Origin of the sequence: Streptomyces sp. NPDC090077 (assembly GCF_044747545.1) — a bacterium.
GTDB lineage: Bacteria > Actinomycetota > Actinomycetes > Streptomycetales > Streptomycetaceae > Streptomyces.
Genome location: NZ_JBIVEG010000004.1, coordinates 183,785 through 208,174 on the forward strand (window position 1 = coordinate 183,785; position 24,390 = coordinate 208,174).

Consider the following 24,390-nt stretch of genomic DNA (forward strand, 5'->3'; position numbering starts at 1 on the left):
GTGGACGCGGGACGGCGGGGCGGCCGGGATCAGAAGAGGGCGCCGCCCGCCACGTCGGCGTGGGCCTGCACTTCGGGGGCGGCCGCGTCGAGCCGTCCCCTGATGTCGACGAGCAGGGCGAGTTCCTCCGGGGCCAGCGCGCGCAGCACCTCGTGCTGCTCTTCGCTGAGGGCGGCGAGGTCGAACCCCGCGGCGGTCAGCGCCTCCAGGGTGGGTTCGTGCGGAGCGGTGTCCTCGGTCACGGGTGTCCTCCGGGGTCGGCGGCGAGGGAGAGGAAGAGGCGGGTGAGCAGGTTCGCCGTGTGCAGGGCGCTGACGGAGACGGCGGTCTGCAGGTCCGGGGGCAGGTCGAGGCCGTCGAGCACCCGGTGGAGGTCGTCGAGGTGGCCGCCGTCGAGTTCGGCGTGTTCCCTGAGGGTGCGGAAGGCGCCGTCGGGGAGTCCGGTGGCTTCGGCGAGGCGGTCGGCGAGCCGGGGTCCGGGGGCGTTGCCCTCCAGGACGGCGACGTACCCGAGCAGGGTGACGGGGTGCTCGTGCTCGATCCGGTAGTACTGCGCCCCGGCGAGTTCGACGGCGACGGGGTGCGGTACGGCGGCCGGGCGGGCACCGGCGGCGGCGAGGTCGTCGAGCAGCCAGGCGTCGTGGTCGCGTTCCTCTCCGGCGTGGCGGGTGTAGTAGGCCGCGAGGGGCCCGGCGGCCGGGCCGTCCAGTGCGGTGCACCGCTCGGCGGCCCGTTCCAGCAGTGGCACGGAGGCCCGTACGAGGGGGTGCATGGCCGCCAGGTAGCGGGGGTACCGCCGGCGCAGTCCGTCCGGCCGCCACAGGAGGGCGGTCGCGGCCCGCAGGGCGGTGGTGGTGGGCATGAGCTTGGTCCTGAGCGCGAGGGACGCGGTGGCGGTCATCGGCGGCTCTCCTCCTGCGCGGGCGTCGGCTCGACCAGGTGGGCGTAGCGGGCGCAGCCCATCCGGCCGACCAGGGCGGCGGGTCCGGCGGCGCGCTGCTGCTGCGCGGTGATCCGGTCGAGGAGTTCGCCGACCCTGCCGCCGGCGTCGCGGGCCGCGCCGGCGAGGACGTCGGGGCGGTCGGCGAGGGCGTGGCAGCTGCGGCAGTAGCCGGCCGGGGCGGGCGAGTCCGCGTAGCGGGCGTGCAGCCGCCGGGGGCCGACGGTGCGCAGCATCCGCAGTACGGGGGAGCCGAGGGAGCGTGCGCGGACGGCCGGCCAGTCGTCGTCGGCGATGTGGCCGAGCCTCAGGTGCGGGGGGACGGGGCGGCGGTCCACGGTCCACTGGTTGCAGCAGGCGGCCACGGTGCCGTCGAAGGCGACCACGGGCCAGGCCGCGAGGGTGCACGGGGCGGCCCTGGAGGCGTCCGGTCCGGGCGGTGTGGCCGGGGCGAGGCCCGTGGCGCGGCCGAGCGGCCGGACCTCGTTGACGAGCAGGGGCACCCGGCCGGCGAAGGTGCGGCGGACGTCCGCGACGGCGTCCGCGAGGTAGGGGTCGTCGGGTCCGGTGCCGGTGAGGTGGACGCTGACGGGGATCCCGGCGTCGAGCACGGTGCGCAGGGCGCGCAGGACCCCGGCGCGCGGGACTTCCCGTTCGTGGTGGACGTCCATGCTGGCGGAGAAGTGGTCGAGGGCCGTGATCGCCCGCATGATCCGGTCGGGGACGCGTCCGTCGCGGGCGAAGAACATGCCGCTGAGCAGCGCCGTGCGGGAGCCCGCGGCGCGGGCGAGACCGGCCAGGCGGGCGGCGAGTTCCGGCAGCAGCAGCGGTTCGCCGCCGGTCAGCATGACCACCTCGGGGCGGTCCTCGGCGCCGAAGGAGCCGAGGAAGCGCAGCAGGTGGCCCGGGTCGGGTTCCTCCGTGGCCGCCATGGAGGAGCTGGTGGAGCAGTGTGCGCAGCTCATGGGGCAGCGGCGGGTGAGTGCCACCAGCAGGCCGCCGCAGGGCACCGGCCGCAGGCCGATGAGCTCTGCCAGCTCCACGTCTCCTCCTCCGGGTGCGGGCCGCGCGCCCGTGTCGCGCGCGGATGGTGGACCGGATCGTGCCCGTGCGCGGCTGGCTTCCGGTTCACGAACGCCTGGTGATCGGTTGGTCCGCAGGTCGCAGGGGTCGTGCGGCGGGGCGCGGCGGGGCGTGCGGCGGGGTTCCGGGGCCGTACCGCGTCCGTGTGCTCGGCGCATACCGGTGCCGAACCGGTGGCCAGGCGTTCCCGTACCGGGCGTCCGTACGTTTCTTCTCAGCCGGCGCAGCGACGCCGACAACCAAAGGAGACGGACATGCCCGAGAACACGAACCCCGAGACCGAGAACGAGGACATCGAGGTCGTCGCCCACAGCGAGGACGAAGAGGCCGAGGCCGGCTGCATCGTGAACCACTCCCACGAGATGTGACGTTTCTTCATCTCGCTTGAGCACCGCGCGGGCCCCCCGGCTCCCGGCAGACCCTGCCGGAGCCGGGGGCCCGCGGCCACCTTGGCACCGGAACCGCCACACCGTGGGGAGCGGCACGTCGTGAAGGTCCTTCTCTGTCCGCTCAGTGACGGCGGCTACCTCTATCCGGCGATCGCGGCCGGCCGGGAACTGCGGCGGCGGGGCCATGACGTCAGCGTGCTGGGCCGCTCCACCGCCGCGGCCGCCGCCGACGACGCCGGACTGCCCTTCGCCGCGGCCGAGGACTACGGCGGCCACCGCGCGTTCTCCGCCACGTGGTGGGGGCCGGGCGGCGCCGCGCAGTACCGCGCGACCCTGCGCGCGGCCCGGGAGACGGGGGCCGACCTGCTGCTCACCTCCGTGCTCTGCAACGGCGCCCTGCTCGCCGCCGAGACCCTGGACGTCCCCGTGGTGGTGGTCGGGCTCTCGGTGCACCTGTGGGACTACCGGGCCGGCGGCGAGGACGAACCGCACCTGGGGCGGACCCGGCGGAGCCGGACCCTGGACTGCCTGCGGATCCACACCGGTCTCCGGGAGGAGACCGGCCTGGCGGGGCGCGCGCCCCGGTGGGGGGACGAACCGCTGCTCGGCGACGCGCTGCTGCTGCGCGGGGATCCGGAGCTGGAGTACCCGGGCGCGCTGCTGCCGGAGCGGGTCCGGCACGTGGGTCCGCTGTCCTGGGAGCCGACGCCCGACCCGGCGGAGGTCGAGGCGATCGGGGACCGCCTGTCGCGCAACGGCAAGCCCGTCGTCTACGTCCACCTCGGCCGCTTCTTCGAGGGCAGGAGCCTGTGGCCGCGGCTCAACGAGGCCTTCACCGGAGGCCGGTTCCAGGCCGTGGTGGAGCAGGGCCGGTCGACGGACCCGCAGCCCGCCCCGGACGCGGACGTCCTGCTGGTCCGCAAACGGTGGATGGGACCGCTCGTCGACCGCGCCGGCCTCGTGCTGAGCAGCGGCACCTCCGCACCCGTACTGGCCGCGCTGCTGCGCGGCCGGCCCCTCGCGCTCGCCCCCAACGGCTCCGAGCAGCCCCTGCTCACCGGCGCCTGCCTGCGGGCCGGCGTGGCCTCGCACTTCCCGAAGAGCCCCTCCGTGGCCGCTGCGGCCCTGCTGGAGTCCGCGTGGCGGGACGACGGCCTGCGGGCCCGCGCCCAGGAGCTCGGCGGCCGGCTGGCCGCGGCGGACGGCGCCGCCCGCGCGGCCGACGTCGTCGAGCGGACGGCCGGGGTGCCCGCCGCCGGCCCGGCCGGGCCGTCCGTTCCCCCGAAGGAGAAGCATGAGTACGCGATCAGCAGGCCTGGATGAGGCCGTGGCCCGCCTGTCGGCGGGCGCACGGCGCTGGACGGGGGTGCACGCCGCCTTCCTCGACTCCCCCGCGGGCCGCGCCGAACTACCGGTGCTCCCCCGGGTGAAGGCCCTCCTGCAGCTCGCGATGCTCCGCCGCTCCTGGGAGAGGTGCGCGCCCGGGGACCCGTACCTGGCCCGGGTGACCGAGGTGGTCGAACAGGTCTGGCGCGACCCCGACTTCCCCCGGCTGCTCACCCTGGAGGGCAGGCACGCGCGGCAGTTCGAGCTCATGTACGCGGCCCTGGATCCTGCCGGGGCGGTCACCGGCGCTCCCCGTGCCGTACGGGACCGGCTGGCGGCCGGCAGCTACCTGGCACCGGGCCGCAAGCCGCCGTTCCTGCACCTGGAGGCCAGGTTCTACGCCGATGTCGCGGGCGTCGCGCACCGGTTCGCCCCGTACGAGGAGCTGTACGCGGCGAGCCCGCTCCCCCGCGCCGCCACGCTGCCCGCGGCCGACCTGGACGGCTGCCAGGTCGCGCACACCCTCTGCTACCTCGGCGACTTCGGCCTGCGCGGCCTGCCGCTGCCCGAGGACGAACGGGGGCGGGCGCTGCGCGTCGTGGAACGGCTGACGGAGCACTGCGTGGCGCTCGGCGACTGGGACGTCACGGCGAAGCTGCTGCTCGCCCAGTACTGCCTGGGCGCGGATCCCCTGCGCACCCCCTCCGGCGCGGCCGGCCTGCGGATGCTCTGCGCGGCCCAGGCCCCCGACGGAGCGGTCCCGGGACGCTCCGCCGCCGAGCGGGCCGCGGCGGACGCCACGCCCGTGGAGCGCTTCCGGAAGTCCTACAAAGTGACCCTCGTCGTGGCGCTGATGACGCTCGTCGTCACCGGCGGCCGGACCGGCGAGCCTGCCCTGACAGCGGCAACGGCCCAGCGGGAGAACTAGTGAGCATCGACCAAGCGGTGGGCATCGGCATGCCCGTGAACATCAGCCCGGCTGCGGGCCCGGCGGCGACGGCCGACGGGACCCCCGATCCGCTGCCCGCCGGGGCCCGCCTCCTGAAGGGCGAGCGGAACTGGTGGTTCCTGGGCCCGGGCGGGGTGGCCCGGCTCCGCGACCGGCACGTCACCGCCGACGGGGCCCTGCGCCCCGACGCGGAGCGGCGGCTGCACGAGAGCGGCATGTTCACCCCCGGCCGGATCGGCGCCTACGCGCTGACCGTCCTCACCAGCACCCACTGCAACCTGGGCTGCGGGTACTGCTTCCAGAACACCGCCCAGGACCAGGCGGGCGGCAGCCGGCCGCCCCGGATCGCGCAGACCCGCCTCACCTCGCAGACCATCACCCAGATCCTCGGCTTCACCCGGCGGCAGATGACCTCCGCCGGCCTGGACCGGCTCAGGATCCTGCTCTTCGGAGGGGAGCCCCTGCTCAACCCGCGCGGCTGTCTGGAACTGCTGGAACGGGCCGCGGAGCTCGCACCGACCTCGGCGTGGATGATCTCCAACGCCACGCTGCTCACCCCGTCCCTCGCCCGCCGGCTCTCCGCCCTGGGGCTGACGTCCGTCCAGGTCACCTTCGACGGCGACCGCGCCGACCACGACCGGATCCGGGTCGGCCGGGCGGACGGCGGCGCCACCTTCGACAAGATCGTCGGCAACATCGCCAAGGCCTCCGAGGCCACCGGGCTCCAGTGGACGCTGCGGGTGAACGTCTCCCAGGAGACCTTCCACGGCGTGGACGCCCTGATCGAGCGGCTCGCCGCCGCGCTCGACCCCGCCCGGTGCACCCTGTACTTCGCCCGGATCGGCGACGTCGGGGTCGGCTACGCCAACAGCCTGCTGCACACGGGCGAACTCCCGGCCGCGTTCAGCCGGTGGCAGCGCCGGGCGCTCGACCTCGGCTTCACCGTGAGCCGCCCCGGCGCCCGCAAGACCTGCGTCACCTGCGGCCACACCGACGGCCGCTACGGCGCGGTGGTGAGCGCGGACGGCACCCTGGCCAGCTGCTGGGAGACCGCGGGCAAACCCGACTGGGAGGTCGGCACGGTCGCCGACGGGTACCTCCCCGGCGAGCGGACCCGCGACCGCTGGATCGCCTGCCAGGACCTCTACCGCTACGACGAGGACGCGCGGACCCTCGCGCGGTTCCGCGACTCCGTCGACACGGCCCTGCTCGACTACCTGCACGAGACGGGGCGCCTGTAGCCATGTCCTCACCCCTGGAGCGGCTCTCCGCCGGCGCGCTCGGCTGGCTGGACGGGAACCTGGACCACTTCGACCCGTTCTCGGCGGGCGCCCGGCCGGCGGGCCACGCACGGGCGAAGGCGGTGCTGGAACTGGCGCTGCTCCGCCACTGCGCGGCCCGCCTCCCCCGCCCCGCGGAAGCACTGGGCGGGGCGGAGGCCCTGGTCGGCAAGCTCTGGCAGGACCCGGAGCTGCCGCGGCTGCTCGCCGGCGTCCCGCAGTACGCGGACGCGTACGGGCTGGTCTTCGCCGCGCTCGCCCCGGACGGCATCGACACCGCCCAGGTCCGGGCGGTGCTCGCCCGGCTCGACCCCGCGTACCTCTCGCCCCGGGGGAAGTCCCCCTACCAGCGCATCGAGCTCCGCCACTACGCGGACAAGGCCGGGGTCCCGCACACCGTCGAGCCGTACGCCGAACTCCTGCCGCGGAGCCCGCTCCTCGCCTTCCGGGCCGCCGGGCCGGCGGACGGCGCGCCGCTCACCCTCCCGCAGGCGTACGCCGTGACGCACACCGCCTTCTACCTCGGCGACTTCGGCCGGACCTCCCCCGGGCTGGCCGGGGACGCCCTCGCGCACGCCCTGGACCTCGTCGACCGGCTGCTGTGGCACAGCGTCGAGCACGACCTGTGGGACCTGGCCGCGGAGCTGGTCCTGACCCGGTTCGTCCTGGGGACCGATCCGCTGGACACGCCCCCGGGAGCCGCCGCCGTGGACTGCCTGGTGCGGGCCCAGCGGCCCGACGGGGCGCTCCCCGGGCGGTCGGCGGCGCAGCGCGCGCACCCGTCGGCCCCGGCCGGGGAGTTCTTCCGGAAGGCGTACCACACGACCCTGGTCACCGCTCTGACGGCCCTGGTCGTCTCGTCGCCGAGGCCGTCGTGAGACCGCGGCTGACCCTGATCAACCGCGACTACACCCGGCTCTGGTTCGGCCAGGCCGTCTCGTCCGTCGGGGACGCCGTCTTCAGCACGACGCTGGTGCTGTGGGTGGCCACCGTGCTGGCGAAGGACGAGCCGTGGGCGCCGTTGGCGGTCAGCGGCATCGTGGCGGCGTCGAGCGTCTCCGTGCTGGTCATCGGGCCGCTCGCGGGGGTGTTCGTCGACCGCTGGGACAAGCGGGCCACGATGCTGCGCACCGAGGTGCTCCGCGGCGGGCTGGTGGCCGTGCTGACGGCCGTCGCCTTCCTGCCGGCCGGCGCCCTGCCGGCCGGGGTCTGGCTCGGCCTGGTCTACGTGACCGTGCTCCTGCTCCACGCGGCCGGCCAGTTCTTCTCCCCGGCGCGCTTCGCGGTCCTCGCGGACCTGGTCACCGGGGACGCCGACCGCGCGCGGGCGGCCGGCATCGCGCAGGCCACCGGCGAGACGGCCTGGATCATCGGGCCGCCCCTCGCCGCGCCGCTGCTGTTCACCGCCGGTCTGCAGTGGGCCCTGCTCTTCAACGGCCTCACGTACGCGGTGTCCTGGGTGGCGATCCGGTCCCTGCGGGTCCCCGGGGCCGGTGCGCGCTCCGCCGGAGCGGGCGGCGCCGCACGGCCCGCCGGACGGCAGGGGGCCGGGCTGCGGCGGGAGTTCACCGACGGGCTGCGCTTCTTCGCGGGCAGCAGGTTCCTGGTGGCACTGCTCCTGCTCTCCGTCATAGGGCAGTTCGGCGTCGGCGCCCTGGGCACCCTGAACGTCTTCTTCGCCACCGACAACCTCCACGCGGACGCCCGCCTCTACGGCTACCTCGGCATGGCCATGGGCGCGGGCGGCATCGCGGGAGCGCTGTGCGGGGGCCGGGTGGTGCAGTGGCTCGGGGCGCGCCGGACCACCTGGGCCGCCCTGCTGGTGAGCGGGGTGCTGCTGGTCGCCTACTCCCGGCAGAGCGGCTTCGTCGGCGGCGTGGCGCTGCTCTTCGTGTTCACCGTTCCGCTCACCGTGTTGAACACCGCGATGTCGCCGCTGCTGCTGGCGGCGGCGCCGCCGGACTACCGGGGCCGGGTCATGGCGGTCTTCTACCCGGTGACCAGGCTTGCCTCGATGCTGTCGGCGGCCCTGTCCGGCTGGCTGGCCGGGTCCGTGCTGCGGGACGCCGGGGGCACGGTCGGCGGGATCCGCTTCGGCCCCGTCGACACGATCATCGCCGCGGCGGGGCTGATCGTCCTGCTGGCCGGCTGCTACGCGGTGGCCGCCCTGCCGCCCGATGCGGAGCGGTCCGCCGGGAAGCCCACCGGGGGCTCCCCCGACGACACCGACGACACCGACGACACCGACGGCGTCCCGCGGCCGGAGGCCGGTGCCCTCGTACCCGGACCGCGCGGCGGACGCCCCGCGCCCGGGAGACCCGCCGACGGACCACCAGGGAGCAGAGAGTGAACCCGCAGCCCCGCCGCTATCCCCACGCCGAACGCCTGGACCTCGTCGAGGAGCTGCACGGCCTGCGCGTACCCGACCCGTACCGCCTCCTGGAGGACGCCGAGTCCCCCGGGACGCTGCACTGGGGCGCGCAGCAGGAAGCGCTCTACGAGGCCGAACGGGCCTCCTGGGCCGACCTGGAGCGGTGGCGGGCCGAGGTGGCGGCGATCGACGCCGTGGACCGCACCCGGTCGCCCAAGGTCCGCGGCAGCAGGGTCTTCTGGCTGCGGCAGGACGCCGGCCGGGAGCATCCCGTGCTCATGGTCGCGGAGGCCGGGACGGACCCGGCGGGGCGGGTGCTGCTGGACCCCGGTTCCCTCGACCCGTCCGGACGCACCGTCCTCGACGCCTGGGAGCCCTCGGTGGAGGGCTCCCTGCTGGCCTTCCAGGTGTCCCGCAACGGCACGGAGGACTCGCTGCTGCGGGTGCTCGACGTGGCCACCGGGCAGGTCGTCGACGGGCCGGTGGACCGGGTCCGGAGGTCGTCGATCGGCTGGCTGCCCGGCGGCGGGGCGTTCTACTACGTCAGGAACCTCGACCCGCGGCTGCACCCCGGCGAGGGGCGCTACCACCGCCGGGTGTGGCTGCACCGGGTCGGCACGGACCCCGAGACGGACGCCCTGGTCTTCGGCGAGGGCCGGGACCGGACCCAGTTCTACAGCGTCTCCGTGACCGCGGACGGCCGCTGGCTCGGCGTCACGGCCACGCTCGGCACCGGCCGCGGCACCGACCTCTACCTGGCCGACCTGTCGGCCGGGCCGCCGGAGCGCCCCGGACTGCGGCCCGTCCAGGAGGGCATGGACGCCGCCACCCGCCTGCACGCGGTGCCCGGCACCGGTCCGCGGGACCCGGTGTGGCTGCGCACCGACCGCGGCGCCGCCCGGGGGCGCGTCGTCGCCTGCCTGCCGGACGAACTGCCGCTGGGCCCCAGCGCCTGGCGCGAGGTGGTCCCCGAGCGGCCCGACGCGGTGCTGACCCACCTCGTCGTGCTGTCCGGTCCGCGGCTGGAGCACCCGCTGGGCCTGGCCGCCTGGACCCGGAACACGGTGGCCGAGGTGACCGTGCACGACCTCGTCGAGGGGCGGCTGATCGGCACGGTCCCGCTGCCCGGCACGGGCGCGGTCGGGGACTTCTCGGCCGGCCCGCCCGGCGGCCACGAGGCGTACTTCGCCTACACCGACTTCGTCACCCCGCCGCAGGTGCTCCGCTTCGACGCCCTCACGGGCCGGGCTACGCGCTGGGAGCGCGACACCGCGGACGCCCCGGACGCCGGCGGCGCGGTCACCCGCCAGATCGCCTTCCCCTCGCGGGACGGCACGACGGTGCGCATGTTCGTGATCTCCCCGACCGGCCGTCCGGACGTGCCGCGCCCCGCGCTGCTCACCGGCTACGGCGGCTTCGGCAAGACGATGTCGCCGCGGTACCGGGCCCAGGTCCTCGCCTGGGTCAGGGCCGGCGGGGTGTTCGCCTGGGCGGGCCTGCGCGGCGGCGGCGAGGAAGGCGAGGCCTGGCACCTGGCGGGCAGCGGGAAGAACAAGGAGAACACCTTCGACGACTTCGCCGCGGCCGGCGACCGCCTGGTCGAGGAGGGCTGGACGGAGCCGGGCCGGCTCTCGGTCATGGGCGGCTCCAACGGCGGGCTGCTGGTGGGCGCCGCACTGACCCGGGAGCCGGAGAAGTACGCCGCCGTGGTGTGCGCGGCCCCCCTGCTGGACATGGTCCGCTACGAGCGGTCCGGCCTCGGGCCCAGCTGGACGCCCGAGTACGGCAGCGCGCAGGACCCCGCCCTGCTGCCGGTCCTGTTCGGCTACTCGCCCTACCACCGGGTCGTGCCGGGGACCGCCTACCCGGCGGTGCTGCTGGTCGCCGCCGACGGGGACACCCGCACCGATCCGCTGCACGCCCGCAAGATGTGCGCCGCGCTCCAGCACGCCTCGTCCGGCACGGGTCCGGTGCTGCTGCGGCTGGAGCGCGGCGTCGGCCACGGCGACCGGTCCGCGTCCCGGGCGGTGGCCCTGCAGGCCGAGTGCCTCGCCTTCCTGGCCCGGCACGCGGGCCTCCCCGCCCCGCGGTCCCGTTAGGCCGTCTCTTCCGGATCTAGCTCCCCCAGCTACCGCTGGGAGGTGCCCCCAGACCCGCGCCGCCCGGCACCGCACCTCGCCGCGTTGGCGGAGCACCCGAGTACGTCCAGTACAAGGGCGCCCCGCCAACGCGCCGATGCACGGCACCGGACGACGCGGGCTCAACCGGCAAGATCCGAAAGAGACGGCCTAGGCGGTCCGGGGCCGTCCGACCGGGTACTCCTTCCGGCCAGGCCCGGGGCTTCGCCGGGCAAATCGCCGGCGGCGAACTAGGCTGGTGGGTTGTTCTCCGCCGGACCGGAACAACCCGGGCAGACCCGGGCTCCACCGGCACCCCGGACGTGTCCGGGCGCGAGACGCGAGGGCCTATGGCAGCCACACCCGACCGCGGCGAACTCACCCTGACGGCCGACGGGGCCCGGCCCGACGAGCCGACGTCCGACGACGCCGTGTCCGACGAGGCGGATCCATCCGGCGAGCCCGGCAAGTCCGCCCGGTTCTCCGCCGGGCCCGCCGCCCCCGCCCGGACCCTCCTCGACGTCTTCGAGGCCACCGTCCGGGCCCACCCCGACGAGCCCGCCCTGGACGACGGCACCTCCCGGCTCACCTACCGGGCCCTGGCCGCCCGCGTCGAACGCCGCCGGCGGGCCCTCGCGGCCGCCGGGGTGGGACACGGCGACCGGGTCGGCGTACGCGTCCCCTCCGGCACCAACGAGCTCTACGTGTCCGTCCTCGCGGTCCTCGCCGCGGGCGCCGCCTACGTGCCGGTCGACGCCGAGGACCCCGACGAGCGGGCCCGGCTGGTCTTCGGCGAAGCCGGCGTCCGGGCCGTCCTGGGCCCCGGCCGGCGCATCGACCCCGCCGGCCTCCCCGCCCGCGCCCCCGCGCCCCCCGCCCGGCCCGGCCCCGGGGACGACGCGTGGATCATCTTCACCTCCGGCTCCACGGGCCGGCCCAAGGGCGTCGCCGTGAGCCACCGCAGCGCCGCCGCCTTCGTCGACGCCGAGGCCGCCCTGTTCCTCGCCGACGAGCCGATCGGCCCCGGCGACCGGGTCATGGCCGGGCTCTCCGTCGCCTTCGACGCCTCCTGCGAGGAGATGTGGCTGGCCTGGCGCCACGGCGCCTGCCTGGTCCCCGTACCCCGCCACCGGGTCCGCAGCGGCGCCGACCTCGGCCCCTGGCTGGCGGAACAGGAGATCACCGTCGTCTCCACCGTCCCCACCCTGGCCGCGCTCTGGGAACCCGCCGCCCTCGACGAGGTCCGGCTGCTGGTCTTCGGCGGCGAGGCCTGCCCGCCCGAACTGGCCGCCCGCCTGGTCACCGAGGGCCGCCAGGTCTGGAACACGTACGGCCCCACCGAGGCCACCGTCGTCGCCTGCGCCTGCCCGCTGACCGGCGAGGAGCCCATCAGGATCGGCCTCCCGCTCGCCGGCTGGGAACTCGCCGTGGTCGACGGGTCCGGCGAGCCCGTCCCCATGGGCGGCAGCGGCGAACTCGTCATCGGCGGCGTCGGCCTCGCCCGCTACCTCGACCCCGCCAAGGACGCCGAGAAGTACGCCCCCCTCGCCTCCCTCGGCTGGCCGCGCGCCTACCGCAGCGGCGACCTGGTCCGCGCCGAACCGGAGGGCCTGGTCTTCCTCGGCCGCGCCGACGAGCAGGTCAAACTCGGCGGCCGCCGCATCGAACTCGGCGAGGTCGACGCCGCGCTCCAGGCCCTGCCCGGCGTCGCCGGCGCGGCCGCCGCCGTACGCACCGCCCGCGGCGGCAACCAGCTGCTCGTCGGCTACCTCGTCACCCAGGACGGCTGGGACCGCACCGCCTCCGTCGACCGGCTCCGCGCCGCACTGCCCGCCGCCCTCGTGCCGCTGCTCGCACAGGTCGACGCCCTGCCCACCCGCACCTCCGGCAAGGTCGACCGCGACGCCCTGCCCTGGCCCCTGCCCGGCCTGGAGACCGCCGGCCCCGCCGAGCCCCTCCACGGCACCGAGGCCTGGCTCGCCGAACAGTGGAGCGAGACCCTGGGCGTGCCCGTGACCGGCCCCGGCGACGACTTCTTCGCCACCGGCGGCAACAGCCTCGCCGCCGCCCAGCTCACCACCCGGCTGCGCACCCGCTACCCCGGGGTGGCCGTCCTCGACGTCTACCAGAACCCGACCCTGCGCAAACTGGCCCGGCGGCTGGAGCGGTCCGTGCGCGAGGACGGCGCCGCCCGCGCCGTCGCACCGGTCCCGGCCCGCGCCAGGGTCGCCCAGTGCCTCCTGCTGCTGCCGCTGTTCACCCTGGTCGGGCTGCGCTGGACCGTCGCCCTGCTGGCCCTCGGCAACCTGCTGCACCGCCTCGGACCGTACCCGTGGGCGCCCACCGCCTCCTGGTGGTACGTGGCCGCCGGCGCGGCCCTGCTGTTCAGCCCGCCCGGCCGCCTCGCCATCGCGGCCGGCGGCGCCCGCCTGCTACTGCGCGGGGTGCGGGCCGGACACCACCCGCGCGGCGGCAGCGTGCACCTGCGGCTGTGGACGGCCGAACGGCTCGCCGAATGCTCGGGCGCCACCGCCCTCACCGGCCCCTGGCTCCAGCGCTACGCCCGCGCCCTCGGCGCCCGCGTCGGCCCCGACGTGGACCTGCACTCCCTGCCCCCGGTCACCGGCATGCTCCGGCTCGGCCGCGGCTGCGCCGTGGAATCGGAGGTGGACCTCAGCGGCCACTGGCTGGACGGCGACCGGCTGGAGATCGGGCCCGTCCGGATCGGCGCGGGCGCCGTCGTCGGCACCCGCAGCATGCTCTTCCCCGGCGCCCGCGTCGGCAAGCGGGCCGAGGTGGCACCGGGCTCCGCCGTGGCCGGACAGGTCCCCACCGGCCAGCGCTGGGGCGGCGCCCCCGCCGCCAGGATCGGCCGGGCCAAGCACAACTGGCCCGGGGAACGTCCGCCGCGGGCCCCGCACTGGCGGGCCATGTACGGGGCCACCGGCTTCTGCCTCACGGCCCTGCCGCTGCTCGCCGCCCTGCCCGCGCTGCTCGTCGCCGGCCGGTTCGTACCCGCCGGCGCCGGACCCGCCGAGGCCCTGCGCGGGGCGCTGCTCGCCGTCGTGCCGGGCGCGCTCGCCTTCGCCCTGGCGTACGCGCTGCTCGTGCTGGCCGCCGTACGCCTGCTCAGCCTCGGGCTGCGCACCGGCAACCACCCCACCCACAGCCGGGTCGGCTGGCAGGCCTGGGCGGTCGTCCAGCTGATGGACCTGGCCCGAGGGACGCTCTTCCCGCTGTACGCCGGCCTGGTCACCCCCGTGTGGCTGAGGCTGCTCGGCATGCGGGTCGGCCGGGGCGCCGAGGTGTCCACCGTGCTCGCCCTGCCCAGCCTGACCACCGTGGGCGACGGCGCCTTCCTGGCCGACGACACCCTGACCGCCCCCTGCGAGCGGGGCGGCGGCTGGATCCGGATCGGCCGCTCCGAGATCGGCCGCCGGGCCTTCCTCGGCAACTCCGGGATGACCGCGCCCGGCCGCAGCGTGCCCGACGGCGGGCTGGTCGGCGTCCTGTCCGCCACGCCGAAGAAGGCCAAGAAGGGCAGCTCCTACCTGGGCCTGCCGCCGGTGCGGCTGCCCCGGTCCGCCGCGGCCGCCGACCGCAGCCGCACCTACGACCCGCCCGCCCGGCTGCTGTGGGCCCGCGGCCTGGTCGAGGCGTGCCGGCTCGTGCCCGTCTTCTGCTCGGCCGCCCTCGCCGTCCTCACCCTCGCGGCCCTGTGCGCGCTGGCCGCGACGGACGCGCCGGGCGTCGCGGGCGCCGCCCTGCTGTCCGGTGCGGTCCTGCTCACGGCGGGCGCGGCGGCCTGCGCCGTCACCGTGGCGGCCAAGTGGCTGCTGGTCGGCCGGCACCGGCGGGCCGAGCACCCGCTGTGGAGCGGGTTCGTCTGGCGCAACGAGCTCGCCGACACCTTCGTCGAGGTCCTGGCCGTGCCCTGGCTCGCCGGATCCGTCCCCGGAACCCCGCTGCTCTCCCTGTTCCTGCGCGGGCTCGGGGCCCGGATCGGCCGGGGCGTGTGGTGCGAGAGCTACTGGCTGCCCGAGACGGACCTGGTGACCCTCGGGGACGCCGTCAGCGTCAACCGGGGCTGCGTGTTGCAGACGCACCTCTTCCACGACCGGATCTTGCGGACGGATACTGTGGTCCTCCGCGAGGGCGCCACCCTGGGCCCCGGCGGAATCGTCCTGCCCGGGAGCACGGTCGGGGCGCGCAGCACCCTGGGTCCCGCCTCCCTCGTGATGGCCGGGGAGTCCGTCCCCGCCGACACCCGCTGGCTGGGCAATCCGATCGAGGCGTGGCGGTCCTGAGGACCGGGGCACAGAGCGGGGAGCGGAACCGGCGATGAGTGGCCAGACAGCGGCGGCGGACCCCTACTTCCCGGACAACGGCGACCCCCGCTACCGGGTGCACCGCTACGAGCTCGCCCTGGAGTACCGGCCCGGCCCCAACCGGCTGGCCGGCACCGCCCGGCTCAGCGCCATCGCCGGGCCGGCCCCGCTGGCCGAGTTCCACCTGAACCTGGCCGCCTTCCGGATCGGCCGGGTCCTGGTGGACGGACGCGCCCCGCACTACGCCCACCGGGCCGGACGGCTCCGCATCCGGCTGGCCAAGCCCCTGCGCCCCGGCGCCGCCTTCACCGTCGAGGTCCACTGGTCGGGCAACCCCAGACCGGTGCGCAGCCCGTGGGGCGGCATCGGCTGGGAGGAGCTGACCGACGGGGCGCTCGTGGCCAGCCAGCCCGTCGGCGCACCCTCCTGGTACCCGTGCAACGACCGGCCCGCGGACAAGGCCGCCTACCACATCTCCCTGAACGTCCCGTCCGCGTACACGGTGGCGGCCGTCGGCCGCCTCCTCACCCGGACCACCAGGGCCAGCACCACCACCTGGGTGTACGAGCAGTCCGCGCCCACCGCCAGCTACCTCGTCGGCCTGGCCATTGGCCAGTACCAGACGGTGCTGCTCGGCGACCCGGGCCCGGTCGGGGTGCCGCAGACCGCCCACGTGCCCGCCCACGTGCTGCCGCGCTTCTCCCGGGACTTCGCCCGGCAGCCCGCCATGATGCGGCTCTTCGAGGAGCTCTTCGGCCCCTACCCGTTCGGCGAGTACACGGTGGTCGTGGCCGACGAGGAGCTGGACGTCCCGGTGGAGGCCCAGGGCCTGTCCCTGTTCGGCCTGAACCACGTGGACGGCGCGCGCGGCTCCGAGCGGCTCGTCGCCCACGAGCTGGCCCACCAGTGGTTCGGCAACAGCGTGGGCATCGCCGACTGGCGCCACATCTGGCTCAACGAGGGCTTCGCCAAGTACGCCGAATGGCTCTGGTCCGAGCGCTCCGGGGGGCGCACCGCGCACGGGCACGCGGCCGCCGCGCACCGGCTGCTGGCCGCACTGCCGCAGGACCTGCGGCCGTCCGACCCGGGCCGCCGGCTGATGTTCGACGACCGCCTCTACCAGCGGGGCGGCCTCGCCGTGCACGCCGTCCGCTGCGCCCTGGGCGACGGGGCCTTCTTCCGGATGCTCCGCGACTGGGCGGCCCTGTACCGGTACGGGGTGGTGACCACGGCCGCCTTCGCCGCCCATGCGGCGGGTTACGCCGCCGGGCCGCTGGACGGCCTGTTCGCGGCCTGGGTGCACGGGCCGGCCCTGCCGCCGCTGCCCCCGCCGCCGGGCGCGGACCCCGCCGCCTGACCGGGCCCGTGCGGGGCCCGGCCGGGCGGCTGCGTCACTGCCCGGCGCGGCCGCTCACCAGGGGCCATTCGCGGTGCAGGGCGCCCAGGGGGACGCGCCGCTCGACGACCGGGGTGCCGAACACCGACAGCTGGAGCTGGAGCTGCCCGCTCAGGTCGAAGCCGCCGTACAGCGCCCAGGAGCCGGTCGCCGAGGTCTTCCCGTCGGTGGCGGCGCTCGCCGAGGCGTCCGCCTCGCCGCGCAGGTAGGGCGCGAAGTCGGCGGTGACGCCGACGGCCCCGTAGAGGCCCACGGAGGCCTCGGCGCCGAGGGCGCCCTTGACCCGGCCGGCGGCGGTGACGGCCGCCTTCACCGGGGTGCTGTGCACGGCCGAGGTGCTGACCGGGGTCCAGCCCTTGCCGGTCGCGTAGCTGCCGCCGACGCGGAAGTCGCCCTTGACGTCCTGCTGCACGTCGAGGGTGACCTTGCCGTCGGCCTCCACCTGTACGTAGCAGGTCAGTTCGAGGTTGACGACGACGGGGACCGGGCCGACCTGGAGGACGGGGTTGCTGCGCAGCTTGGCGAACGGGATCCGCTTGGGGGCGCCCGTGCTCGCGGCGGCGCGGCCCTTCAGGGCCCACTGGGAGGACCAGTCGCCGCTCATGCCGAGGAAGGCCCCGTCCGGGCCGTGGCCGCCGCTCTTGGTGCCGTCGTAGCCGAACTCGACCTGGGGGGCGAGCTGTACGAAGCCGGAGACCGAGGCGCCGGCCGACGCGGGGGCGTCCTTGGCGGTGTCCACGGCGGCGTCCACGTCGAGGCGCAGGCTGCCGAGCGGCAGCTTGGCGCCCTGGGGTCCGAAGGTGACGCCCTTGCCCTTGGCCCAGGAGAAGGTGACGCCCTTCATCAGGGGCTCGACGACCACCGAGGCCGGGTCGACGGGCACCTTGCCGTCGGCCTTGTCGTCGCCGAGCGCGGCGGCCAGCGTCGTGGGGGCGGTCTTGACCTCGGTGCCGCGGTCGGTCTTGCCGACGACCTCGGTGACCTTCGCGAGGAGGCCGTCGGGGGCGCCGGGAGCGGGGGCGCTGGCGATGACGTCGCCCACCGCGACGGGCTTGGGGGCCGCCGCGGAGGAGCCGGCGGAAGGGGCGGCGGAGCGGTTCGGCGACGTGCCTCCGCCCTGCGCGGCCGCGGATATGACGGCGCGTCCGCTGGCCTTGTCGTAGGAGGCGACCTTCAGCGGGGCCTTCTCCGGGCCCTGCCCGGCGCGGGTGCGGGCGATGGCGGAGGGCGCGCCCGCGCCCTGGGGAGCGGCGTCCACGTCCAGCCGCTGGGTACCGTCGGAGGCGGCGGGGAGCGCGGCCGGGCTGCCCGGTCCGGCCGCGCTCGTGGGGGTGGGGGAGGCGCATCCGGCGGTGGTGAGCGCGAGGGCGGTCAGTCCGGGCAGCAGGAGGCGTCTGGCGAGCGTACGCACGTGGTGTGACCTTCGAATCGGGGGGAAGTGCCGTTACTGGTAGGTAACGTGAAGGTCGATCATGTCACGCGCGCCCGGCGCCGGTCATCTCGGGTGCGGGTCAACTCTCCTGCGGAACAAGGTGGTTGAAGCTTCACTCATGGGTCTCCCCGGCCTGCCAGATCCCCCGGTACGCCTCGCGGTAGCCCGGCGGGTCCCAGGAGGACGCCCCCCGGCTGTTGCCCGCCGTGGCGATGTGGACCGGGGCGACGTAGCCGCTGGCGGGCTGCCCGGCGAAGGCCCGGTTGAACTCGTCGACGATCTGCCAGCCCTGCTGGGACAGCGGCTCGGGGACCGTGGCCGCCTGGAACTGCCCGCTGTTCACCCGCTGGAAGGCGGACGGGTCCCCGTCGCCCGCACCGATGTTCAGCGGCGGCCCCGCACCCGGGCGCCCGGCCGCCCGCAGGGCCGGGGCGGCGTCGGCGAAGTACAGGTCGTTGATGGCGACCGAGTGGGTCCACTCCTTCCCGAAGCGGGCGAGCAGCGAGGAGACCGCCTGCGGGGTGCGGCTGCTCGCGTCCGGGATGGGGATGTTCTCGTACGCCAGGAGCCGTACGCCGGCACAGGTGGCCAGCTCCCGCTCGATCAGGTCGGCCTTGTTGCGCGCGAAGGGGATCGAGTCGTCGGTGAACAGGACGGTCCCCGCGTCACCCCCCGACCGGGCGATGATCCAGTCCGCGCTGATCCTCGCCACGTCCTCCACCCTGGTGGTGACGTTGGTGAAGAGCGCGGGCTCCCGGCTGGGCCCGGGGGTGTCCACGGCGTGCCAGCCCACCACCGGGATGCCCGCGGCGCGGGCCGCCGCCATCTGCCGCGAGGCCTGGCGGGGGTCGAACCCGCCGATGACGATGCCCGAGGGCTTCAGGGCGACCGCCTGGCTGAGCGCCGCCTGGATGCCGGCCGGGGTGCCGTCCCCGTCGATCACCCGGAGTTGCCAGCCGATGGCCTTCGCCGCCTCCCGGACCCCCTCGGCCACCCCCGCGACGCCCGGGTTGGTCATCGTCTGCGCGACGTACACGATGTTCTTGCCGGGCACGGCCGCAGGCCCGGAGGACGGGCCGTTCCAGGTGGCGTCGGCGGTCTCGGCCCGCCGGACCGCCGCCTCGGCCCGGGGGAGTGCCCCCGGACAGCCGGCCTTCGACGGCCCGCTGCCGGACGGCGGGCCGCCGCCGCAGCCGGCCAGGAGCGCGGCGGCCGCCGCGGCCAGGACCGCGGTCGTGAAGGGCGTTCTCGGGTTCGGGTGCTTCGGGAACACGGTGCTCCTGGCGTCGGTGCGCGTACGGGGCGTGCGGGGTGCTACGACGGGCCGTCCCGGCCCGCCGGGGGCGGCTCCTCTCCGGCGGGCGGCCGGCCCGAGGCGGCGGCACCGGCGCGCAGCCGGCGGCGCGCCGCGTACCCGGCCAGGCCGACGGCGACGAGCAGGGTCCCGCCGTTGAACAGCGGAGTGGCCCAGAACTGGGCCCCGAGCTGGCCGATCCCGGCGAGCCCGACGGCGAGCACGGCGACGGCCACGAGCGTGCCGAGGGCGTTGGCGCGACCCGGCCTGATCGTGGTGGACCCGAGGAGGGCGCCGACGAAGGCCGGCAGCAGGTAGTCCAGCCCGGTGCTCGGGTTGCCGGTCTGCTGCTGGGCGGCCAGCAGCACCCCGGCGAAGCCGGTGACCAGGCCTGATCCGGCGAACGCGGCCACGCAGTAGGCCCGCGTGGGGATGCCCAGCACGGCGGCGGCGCGCGGGTTCGAGCCGATCACGTACAGGTACCGGCCGGCCGGAAGCCGCTCCAGCAGCACCCACAGGACCCCCGCGACGGCCAGCACGTAGAAGGCCGGCAGCGGCAGCCCGAGGAACCGGGAGTCGTACAGGGCGGTGAAGGACGCCGGCAGACCCTCCGGGCCGGGCACGATCCGGGCGCCACCGGTGATCCAGCCGGTGGCCGCGTACATCATGCTGCCGGTGCCCAGGGTGGCGATGAAGGAGTCGATCTGCCCGAACTCGACGATCACCCCGGTCAGCGCGCCCGCCACCGCGCCCCCGCACACCACCACCAGGCAGGCCAGGGGCCAGGGCCAGCCCTCCGTGACGAGCAGCCGCATCACCATGACGTGCGCGAGGCCCAGCCCGTAGCCGATGGACAGGTCGAACCGGCCGGTGGCGATGGGGAGCGTCGCCCCCAGCGCGAGGACGGCCGGGACCGCCTGGTTCGACAGGATCGCGGAGACGTTCTCCCGGGTGGGGAAGGTCTGCGGCAGCAGGAGCGAGAAGACCAGGAAGAGCAGCACCCCCAGGACCGGCAGGCCGTAGCTGCCGATGTGGTGCCCGTGCGGGCGCACCGGGGACGGCCGGGACGGCGGGGCGGCGGTCACGGGCCGGTCGCGGTTCCGGTGACGGGCGGCAGGTCCGAGGCCGTCCGGGTCAGCTCGGCCACGGTCAGGTCCCGGCCGGAGAGTTCGGCGCCCACCGCTCCGCGGACGAAGACCAGCGCGCGGTGGCAGAGGTCCGCGACCTCCTCGAAGTCGGTGGAGACGAGCAGCACCCCCAGGCCGGCCCCGGCGGCCTCGTCGAGCAGCCGGTGGACCACCGCCTTGGCCCCCACGTCCACACTGGCCGTCGGCTCCTCCAGGACCAGCAGCCGCAGCCCGCCCCGCAGCCACCGGCCGACCATCACCTTCTGCTGGTTGCCGCCGGACAGCGTGGCGACCGGCACCTCGCCGTCCCGGGGCCGTACGGAGAACCGGTCGATCAGCGCGGCCGCCTCGGCCCGCTCGCGCCGGGGGGAGGTCCAGCGCCACGCGGGCACCCCCGCGGCCCCCGGGTTGGCCAGGAAGTTCTCCCGCACCGTCAGGTCCGGGGCGCAGCCCTCCGCCTGGCGGTCCCCGGCCACGAAGCCGACACCGGCGGCGACGGCCTCCCGCACCGTACGCGGCCGGTACGGGCGGCCGTCCAGCAGCACCCGCCCGCCGCGCGGCGGCCGGACCCCGGCCAGTGCGCGGCCGAGCTCCCGGTGTCCCGCGCCGGTCAGCCCGACCATCCCGAGGATCTCGCCGGCGCGCAGCTCCAGGCCGACCGGCCCGGCGTGCCCGGTCCGCACCCCCTCCAGCCGCAGCAGGGGCGGACCGGCGGCGCGGACCGCGGGGGCGGCGGGGCGGCGGACGGCCGGCTCGTGCCCGGCGACGGCGCGGACCAGCCGTCCGGGGGAGTACCCGGCGAGCGGGCCGTGCTCCACCACGCGGCCGTCGCGCAGGACGGCGAACGCGTCGGCGACCCGGTACACCTCGTCGAGCCGGTGGGTGACGTAGAGGATGCCGTGCCCCCGGTCGCGCAGGGCGTGCAGGACGCCGAACAGCCGGTCGCAGTCGGCGGCGGGCAGGGTGGCGGTCGGCTCGTCGAGGACGAGGGCACCGGCCCGCGAGGCCAGGGCGCGGGCGATGGCGACGAGCGCACGCTCCGCCGGGGCGAGGTCGGCGATCCGGGCATCGGGGTCGAGGTGCCCGGCGACGATCCCCAGGACCTCCTCGCACCGCTCCCGGGTCCGCCGCCAGGAGATCAGGCCGGCCCGCCGCGGGTAGCCCGTGCCCAGGGCGACGTTCTCGGCCACCGTCATCCACTCGACCAGGCCGGGGTCCTGGTGGATGAAGGACATCTGCCGGGCGGCCCCGTGGGAGCCGAGCGGCCGGCCGGCCACGGTCACCTCGCCCGCGTCGGCCCGGTGGACCCCGGCGAGCACCTTGATGAGGGTGGACTTCCCGGCGCCGTTGGGGCCGAGCAGGGCCAGGACGCCACCGCGGTACAGGTCGAGGTCGACCGAGTCCAGCGCGAGGGTGCCGCCGAACCGTTTGCGCAGGCCGCGCACGCGGACGAGGGGTTCTCCACCGACGGGGGGTTCTCCACCGGAACGCGGAGGTGGGCTCATCCTCCGACTCTAGATGACCTTGCCGCCCGGACCCGGTCACGCCGCGTCGAGGGCGAACTCCGCCCAGATGACCTTTCCGTCGGGCGTGTAGCGGGTGCCCCAGGCCTGGGCGAGCTGCGCCACGAGGAACAGGCCCCGGCCGCCCTCGTCGGTGTTGGCCGCCTGGCGCATGCGCGGGGCGGTGTTGCTGGAGTCGTACACCTCGCAGATCAGCGTGCGGTCGTGGATCAGGCGCACCCGCACGGGCTCACCGCCGCCGTACCGGATCCCGTTGGTGACCAGCTCGCTCAGCAGCAGCTCCGCGGCGAAGGCCGACTCCTCCAGGCCCCACCGGGCCAGCTGCTCCACGGCCGCGGCCCGGACCTCGCCGACGCGGGCCGGGTCGGCCGGCAGCTCCCAGGCGGCGATCCGGTCCGGGGGAGTGGCGTGGGTACGGGCGACCAGCAGCGCGATGTCGTCGGCGGGGTGCTCGGGCGCGAGGGCGTCCAGGACCGCCCGGCAGGTGTCCTCGGGGGAGCGGCCGGGGTCGGCCGCCAGGGTGCGGTGCAGCTCTTCGAGGGCGAGGTCGATGTCGCGGTGGCGGTCCTCGATGAGCCCGTCCGTGTAGAGGATCAGCCGGCTGTTCTCCGGGAGGTGGACCTCGGCGGACTCGAACGGCAGGCCGCCCAGGCCCAGCGGGGGCCCTGCGGGCAGGTCGGGGAAGGTCACGCTGCCGTCGGGCAGCAGCAGGGCGGGCGGCGGGTGCCCGGCGCGGGCCATCGTGCACAGCTGCGTGGTCGGGTCGTAGACCGCGTACAGGCAGGTGGCGCCGACGATCGCGCTGCTGCCGAGGGCCGGGTCGTCCCCGCCCTCCTCGCGGTCCAGGCGCACCATCAGGTTGTCCAGGTGGGTGAGCAGTTCGTCGGGGGCGAGCTCCAGCTCGGCGAAGTTGCGGGCGGCGGTGCGCAGCCGGCCCATGGTCGCCGCCGCGTGCAGTCCGTGCCCGACCACGTCGCCGACGAGGAGGGCGACGCGGGTACCGGACAGCGGGATGACGTCGAACCAGTCGCCGCCCACCCCGGATTCGGCGGGCAGGTAGCGGTGGGCCACCTCGACGGCGCTCTGCTCGGGCAGCCCGTGCGGGAGCAGGCTGCGCTGGAGGCTCAGGGCCAGGGTGTGCTCGCGGGTGTAGCGGCGGGCGTTGTCGATGCACAGGGCGGCGCGTGCGGCGAGTTCCTGGGCGAGGGAGCGGTCGTCGTCCCCGTACGGGGCGGGGTTGCGGGAGCGGTAGAAGCAGGCGACGCCGAGGACGACGCCCCGCGCGAGCAGCGGCACGGTGATCAGCGAGTGGACGTTGTGGGCGAGGAGCAGCTCGGAGTGCTCGGGGTCCTGGGCGATCCAGCCGAAGGCCGCCTTCAGTTCGGGCTCCAGCACCGGCTGGCCGGTGGCCAGGGAGCGCATGTGGGGCGTGGTCGGGCGCAGCTCCAGCCGCATCCCGACCGGGTAGAAGGGGCAGTCGTCGCGGATGCCGTGGACCACCGTGCGGTGCAGCTCCCCGGTCGGGTCGCCGGACTCCTCGCCGCGCAGCACCGACTCGGGCACGTCGACGGTGACGAAGTCCGCCAGTCTCGGGACCGCGGTCTCGGCCAGCTCCCGGGCGGTGCGGCCCACGTCGAGGGTGGTGCCGATCCGGGTGCTGGCCTCGGCGAGCAGCTCCAGGCGCCGGCGGGCCGCGACGGCGTACTTGCCCACCTCCGGCTCGCCGACCAGCACCAGCCCCCGGACCCCTCCGGTACCGGAGCGGGAGGCCGGGGCGCCGGCGGGCGGGCTCCCGGCCGGAGGCGGGGCGGCGTGGGCGTGCAGGGGTGCGGGGGCGGGGGCGTGGTGCTCCTCCTCGTCGGGCAGCAGCGCCTCGACGACCATCCCCTCCACCCCGTCCGGGCCGGTCACGGGCCGGCTGACGAGGGTGACCCGGCGGCCGTGGGACAGGGACACCTCCTCGGCCGCCCGGCGCGCGGCGGACAGCAGCTCGGTGGCCTTCTCCTTGAGGGTCGTGTGGTCGCTCTGCTCCAGCTCGCTCAGCAGCAGCTCGGCCAGGGCCACCGGATGCCCGTCGAGGGCGTCCCCGTGCGCCCGGACCCGGAGCCCGGCCTCCAGGTAGGCCTGGAGCAGCCCGCGCTCGCGCGCCGAACTCTGCTCCATCAGCCTCCGTTCGATGGCCTCGGCGGCCCGGCGGACGATGGCGGCCAGGGCCGGGTCGGCGTCGGTGTAGGGGTAGCCGAGGCACAGGACGCCCTCGATGTGCCCGCTGAGCTGGTCGCGGATGGGGGCCGCCGTGCAGGCGCTGGACTGGGAGCGCTCGGCGAAGTGCTCGGCGCCGTTGACCTGGACGAGCTGGCGCTCCGCGAGGGTCAGGCCGATCCCGTTCGTCCCCGCGACCCGCTCGGCGAACACGAAGCCGGGCTGGGTCTGGATGGCCGGGAGCCGGCCGGCCAGCGACTTGTCGCCGAAGCGGCGTTCGAGCACGGTGCCGTGGCCGTCGGCGAGGCAGATGTTCATCCGGCTGCCGGCGAAGAGCGACGCCAGCCGGTCGAGCACCGGTGAGGCGGCACGGACGACGGGGCCGTCGGCGTCGAAGTCCTCGGTGAACGGCAGCTCGGTCTGGTCCGGGGACAGCCCCAGCAGCATGCTGCGCTGCCACGAACTCAGGATCGGACTGCGCACGCTCCGCACGACCGACTCGGCCGAGCCGCCGTGCAGGAAGCGGTCGCGGGACTGCACGGGGCCGGTGCGGTCGTCGACGACGCCCATGTGCACCACATCCCTCGTCGGAGCAGTCTCGATGGCCCGGTTTTGAGTATATTCCTCAGGTTT

Annotated in this window: 16 protein-coding genes; 8 read left to right on the forward strand and 8 right to left on the reverse strand. The window is 76.0% G+C overall.

The window, feature by feature from the left end:
- Positions 1–29: 29 nt before the first annotated feature.
- From ACIPW5_RS09520 to ACIPW5_RS09530, 3 genes are read right to left on the reverse strand one after another with little or no spacing between them, the layout of a single operon-like run.
- Entirely contained in the window at positions 30–242 is a 213-nt protein-coding gene (locus ACIPW5_RS09520) for an aroma-sacti cluster domain-containing protein (RefSeq protein ID WP_401242642.1), read from the reverse strand.
- Positions 239–901 (reverse strand): iron-containing redox enzyme family protein, encoded by a 663-nt coding sequence (locus ACIPW5_RS09525; protein ID WP_401242644.1) that lies wholly within the window; start codon positions 899–901, stop codon positions 239–241. Before ACIPW5_RS09525 ends, ACIPW5_RS09520 begins: the two co-directional genes overlap by 4 nt.
- Positions 898–1,983: a radical SAM protein gene (locus ACIPW5_RS09530; protein WP_401242647.1), complete on the reverse strand. Its 1,086-nt coding sequence runs from the start codon at positions 1,981–1,983 to the stop codon at positions 898–900. Before ACIPW5_RS09530 ends, ACIPW5_RS09525 begins: the two co-directional genes overlap by 4 nt.
- Positions 1,984–2,511: 528 nt before the next feature.
- Here ACIPW5_RS09530 and ACIPW5_RS09535 point away from each other — a divergent pair.
- From ACIPW5_RS09535 to ACIPW5_RS09570, 8 genes are all read left to right on the forward strand, one after another.
- On the forward strand, positions 2,512–3,735 hold the full coding sequence (locus tag ACIPW5_RS09535; RefSeq protein ID WP_401242650.1) for a glycosyltransferase: 1,224 nt from the start codon (positions 2,512–2,514) through the stop codon (positions 3,733–3,735).
- Positions 3,707–4,666 (forward strand): DUF6895 family protein, encoded by a 960-nt coding sequence (locus ACIPW5_RS09540; protein WP_401242652.1) that lies wholly within the window; start codon positions 3,707–3,709, stop codon positions 4,664–4,666. The genes ACIPW5_RS09535 and ACIPW5_RS09540 overlap by 29 nt, the downstream gene beginning before the upstream one ends.
- Positions 4,666–5,928: a radical SAM protein gene (locus ACIPW5_RS09545; RefSeq protein WP_401242655.1), complete on the forward strand. Its 1,263-nt coding sequence runs from the start codon at positions 4,666–4,668 to the stop codon at positions 5,926–5,928. Before ACIPW5_RS09540 ends, ACIPW5_RS09545 begins: the two co-directional genes overlap by 1 nt.
- Positions 5,929–5,930: 2 nt before the next feature.
- Positions 5,931–6,845, forward strand: coding sequence for a DUF6895 family protein (locus tag ACIPW5_RS09550; RefSeq protein ID WP_401242656.1), 915 nt, complete (start codon positions 5,931–5,933; stop codon positions 6,843–6,845).
- Complete coding sequence (locus ACIPW5_RS09555) at positions 6,842–8,317, forward strand: MFS transporter (RefSeq protein ID WP_401242659.1); 1,476 nt, start codon at positions 6,842–6,844, stop codon at positions 8,315–8,317. Before ACIPW5_RS09550 ends, ACIPW5_RS09555 begins: the two co-directional genes overlap by 4 nt.
- Positions 8,314–10,437 carry a prolyl oligopeptidase family protein gene (locus tag ACIPW5_RS09560; RefSeq protein ID WP_401242661.1) on the forward strand — a complete coding sequence of 708 codons (2,124 nt, stop codon included), beginning with the start codon at positions 8,314–8,316 and terminating at the stop codon, positions 10,435–10,437. Before ACIPW5_RS09555 ends, ACIPW5_RS09560 begins: the two co-directional genes overlap by 4 nt.
- Before the next feature lie 368 nt (positions 10,438–10,805).
- Positions 10,806–14,762: a Pls/PosA family non-ribosomal peptide synthetase gene (locus tag ACIPW5_RS09565; RefSeq protein ID WP_401242664.1), complete on the forward strand. Its 3,957-nt coding sequence runs from the start codon at positions 10,806–10,808 to the stop codon at positions 14,760–14,762.
- 34 nt (positions 14,763–14,796) lie between these two features.
- Positions 14,797–16,140, forward strand: coding sequence for a M1 family metallopeptidase (locus ACIPW5_RS09570; protein WP_401242666.1), 1,344 nt, complete (start codon positions 14,797–14,799; stop codon positions 16,138–16,140).
- Between the two features lie 34 nt (positions 16,141–16,174).
- Here the strand turns inward: ACIPW5_RS09570 and ACIPW5_RS09575 are convergent, their stop codons facing one another.
- From ACIPW5_RS09575 to ACIPW5_RS09595, 5 genes are all read right to left on the reverse strand, one after another.
- Positions 16,175–17,590, reverse strand: a complete 1,416-nt coding sequence (locus ACIPW5_RS09575; protein WP_401242668.1) for a hypothetical protein — start codon at positions 17,588–17,590, stop codon at positions 16,175–16,177.
- Between the two features lie 133 nt (positions 17,591–17,723).
- On the reverse strand, positions 17,724–18,884 hold the full coding sequence (locus tag ACIPW5_RS09580; protein WP_401242669.1) for a substrate-binding domain-containing protein: 1,161 nt from the start codon (positions 18,882–18,884) through the stop codon (positions 17,724–17,726).
- 41 nt (positions 18,885–18,925) lie between these two features.
- Positions 18,926–19,990 carry an ABC transporter permease gene (locus ACIPW5_RS09585; protein ID WP_401242672.1) on the reverse strand — a complete coding sequence of 355 codons (1,065 nt, stop codon included), beginning with the start codon at positions 19,988–19,990 and terminating at the stop codon, positions 18,926–18,928.
- The gene (locus ACIPW5_RS09590) at positions 19,987–21,537 is read right to left on the reverse strand and encodes a sugar ABC transporter ATP-binding protein (protein ID WP_401242675.1); all 1,551 of its coding nucleotides are present in this window, start codon (positions 21,535–21,537) and stop codon (positions 19,987–19,989) included. Before ACIPW5_RS09590 ends, ACIPW5_RS09585 begins: the two co-directional genes overlap by 4 nt.
- A 36-nt stretch (positions 21,538–21,573) precedes the next feature.
- Positions 21,574–24,327, reverse strand: coding sequence for a SpoIIE family protein phosphatase (locus tag ACIPW5_RS09595; protein WP_401242678.1), 2,754 nt, complete (start codon positions 24,325–24,327; stop codon positions 21,574–21,576).
- Positions 24,328–24,390 lie beyond the last annotated feature (63 nt).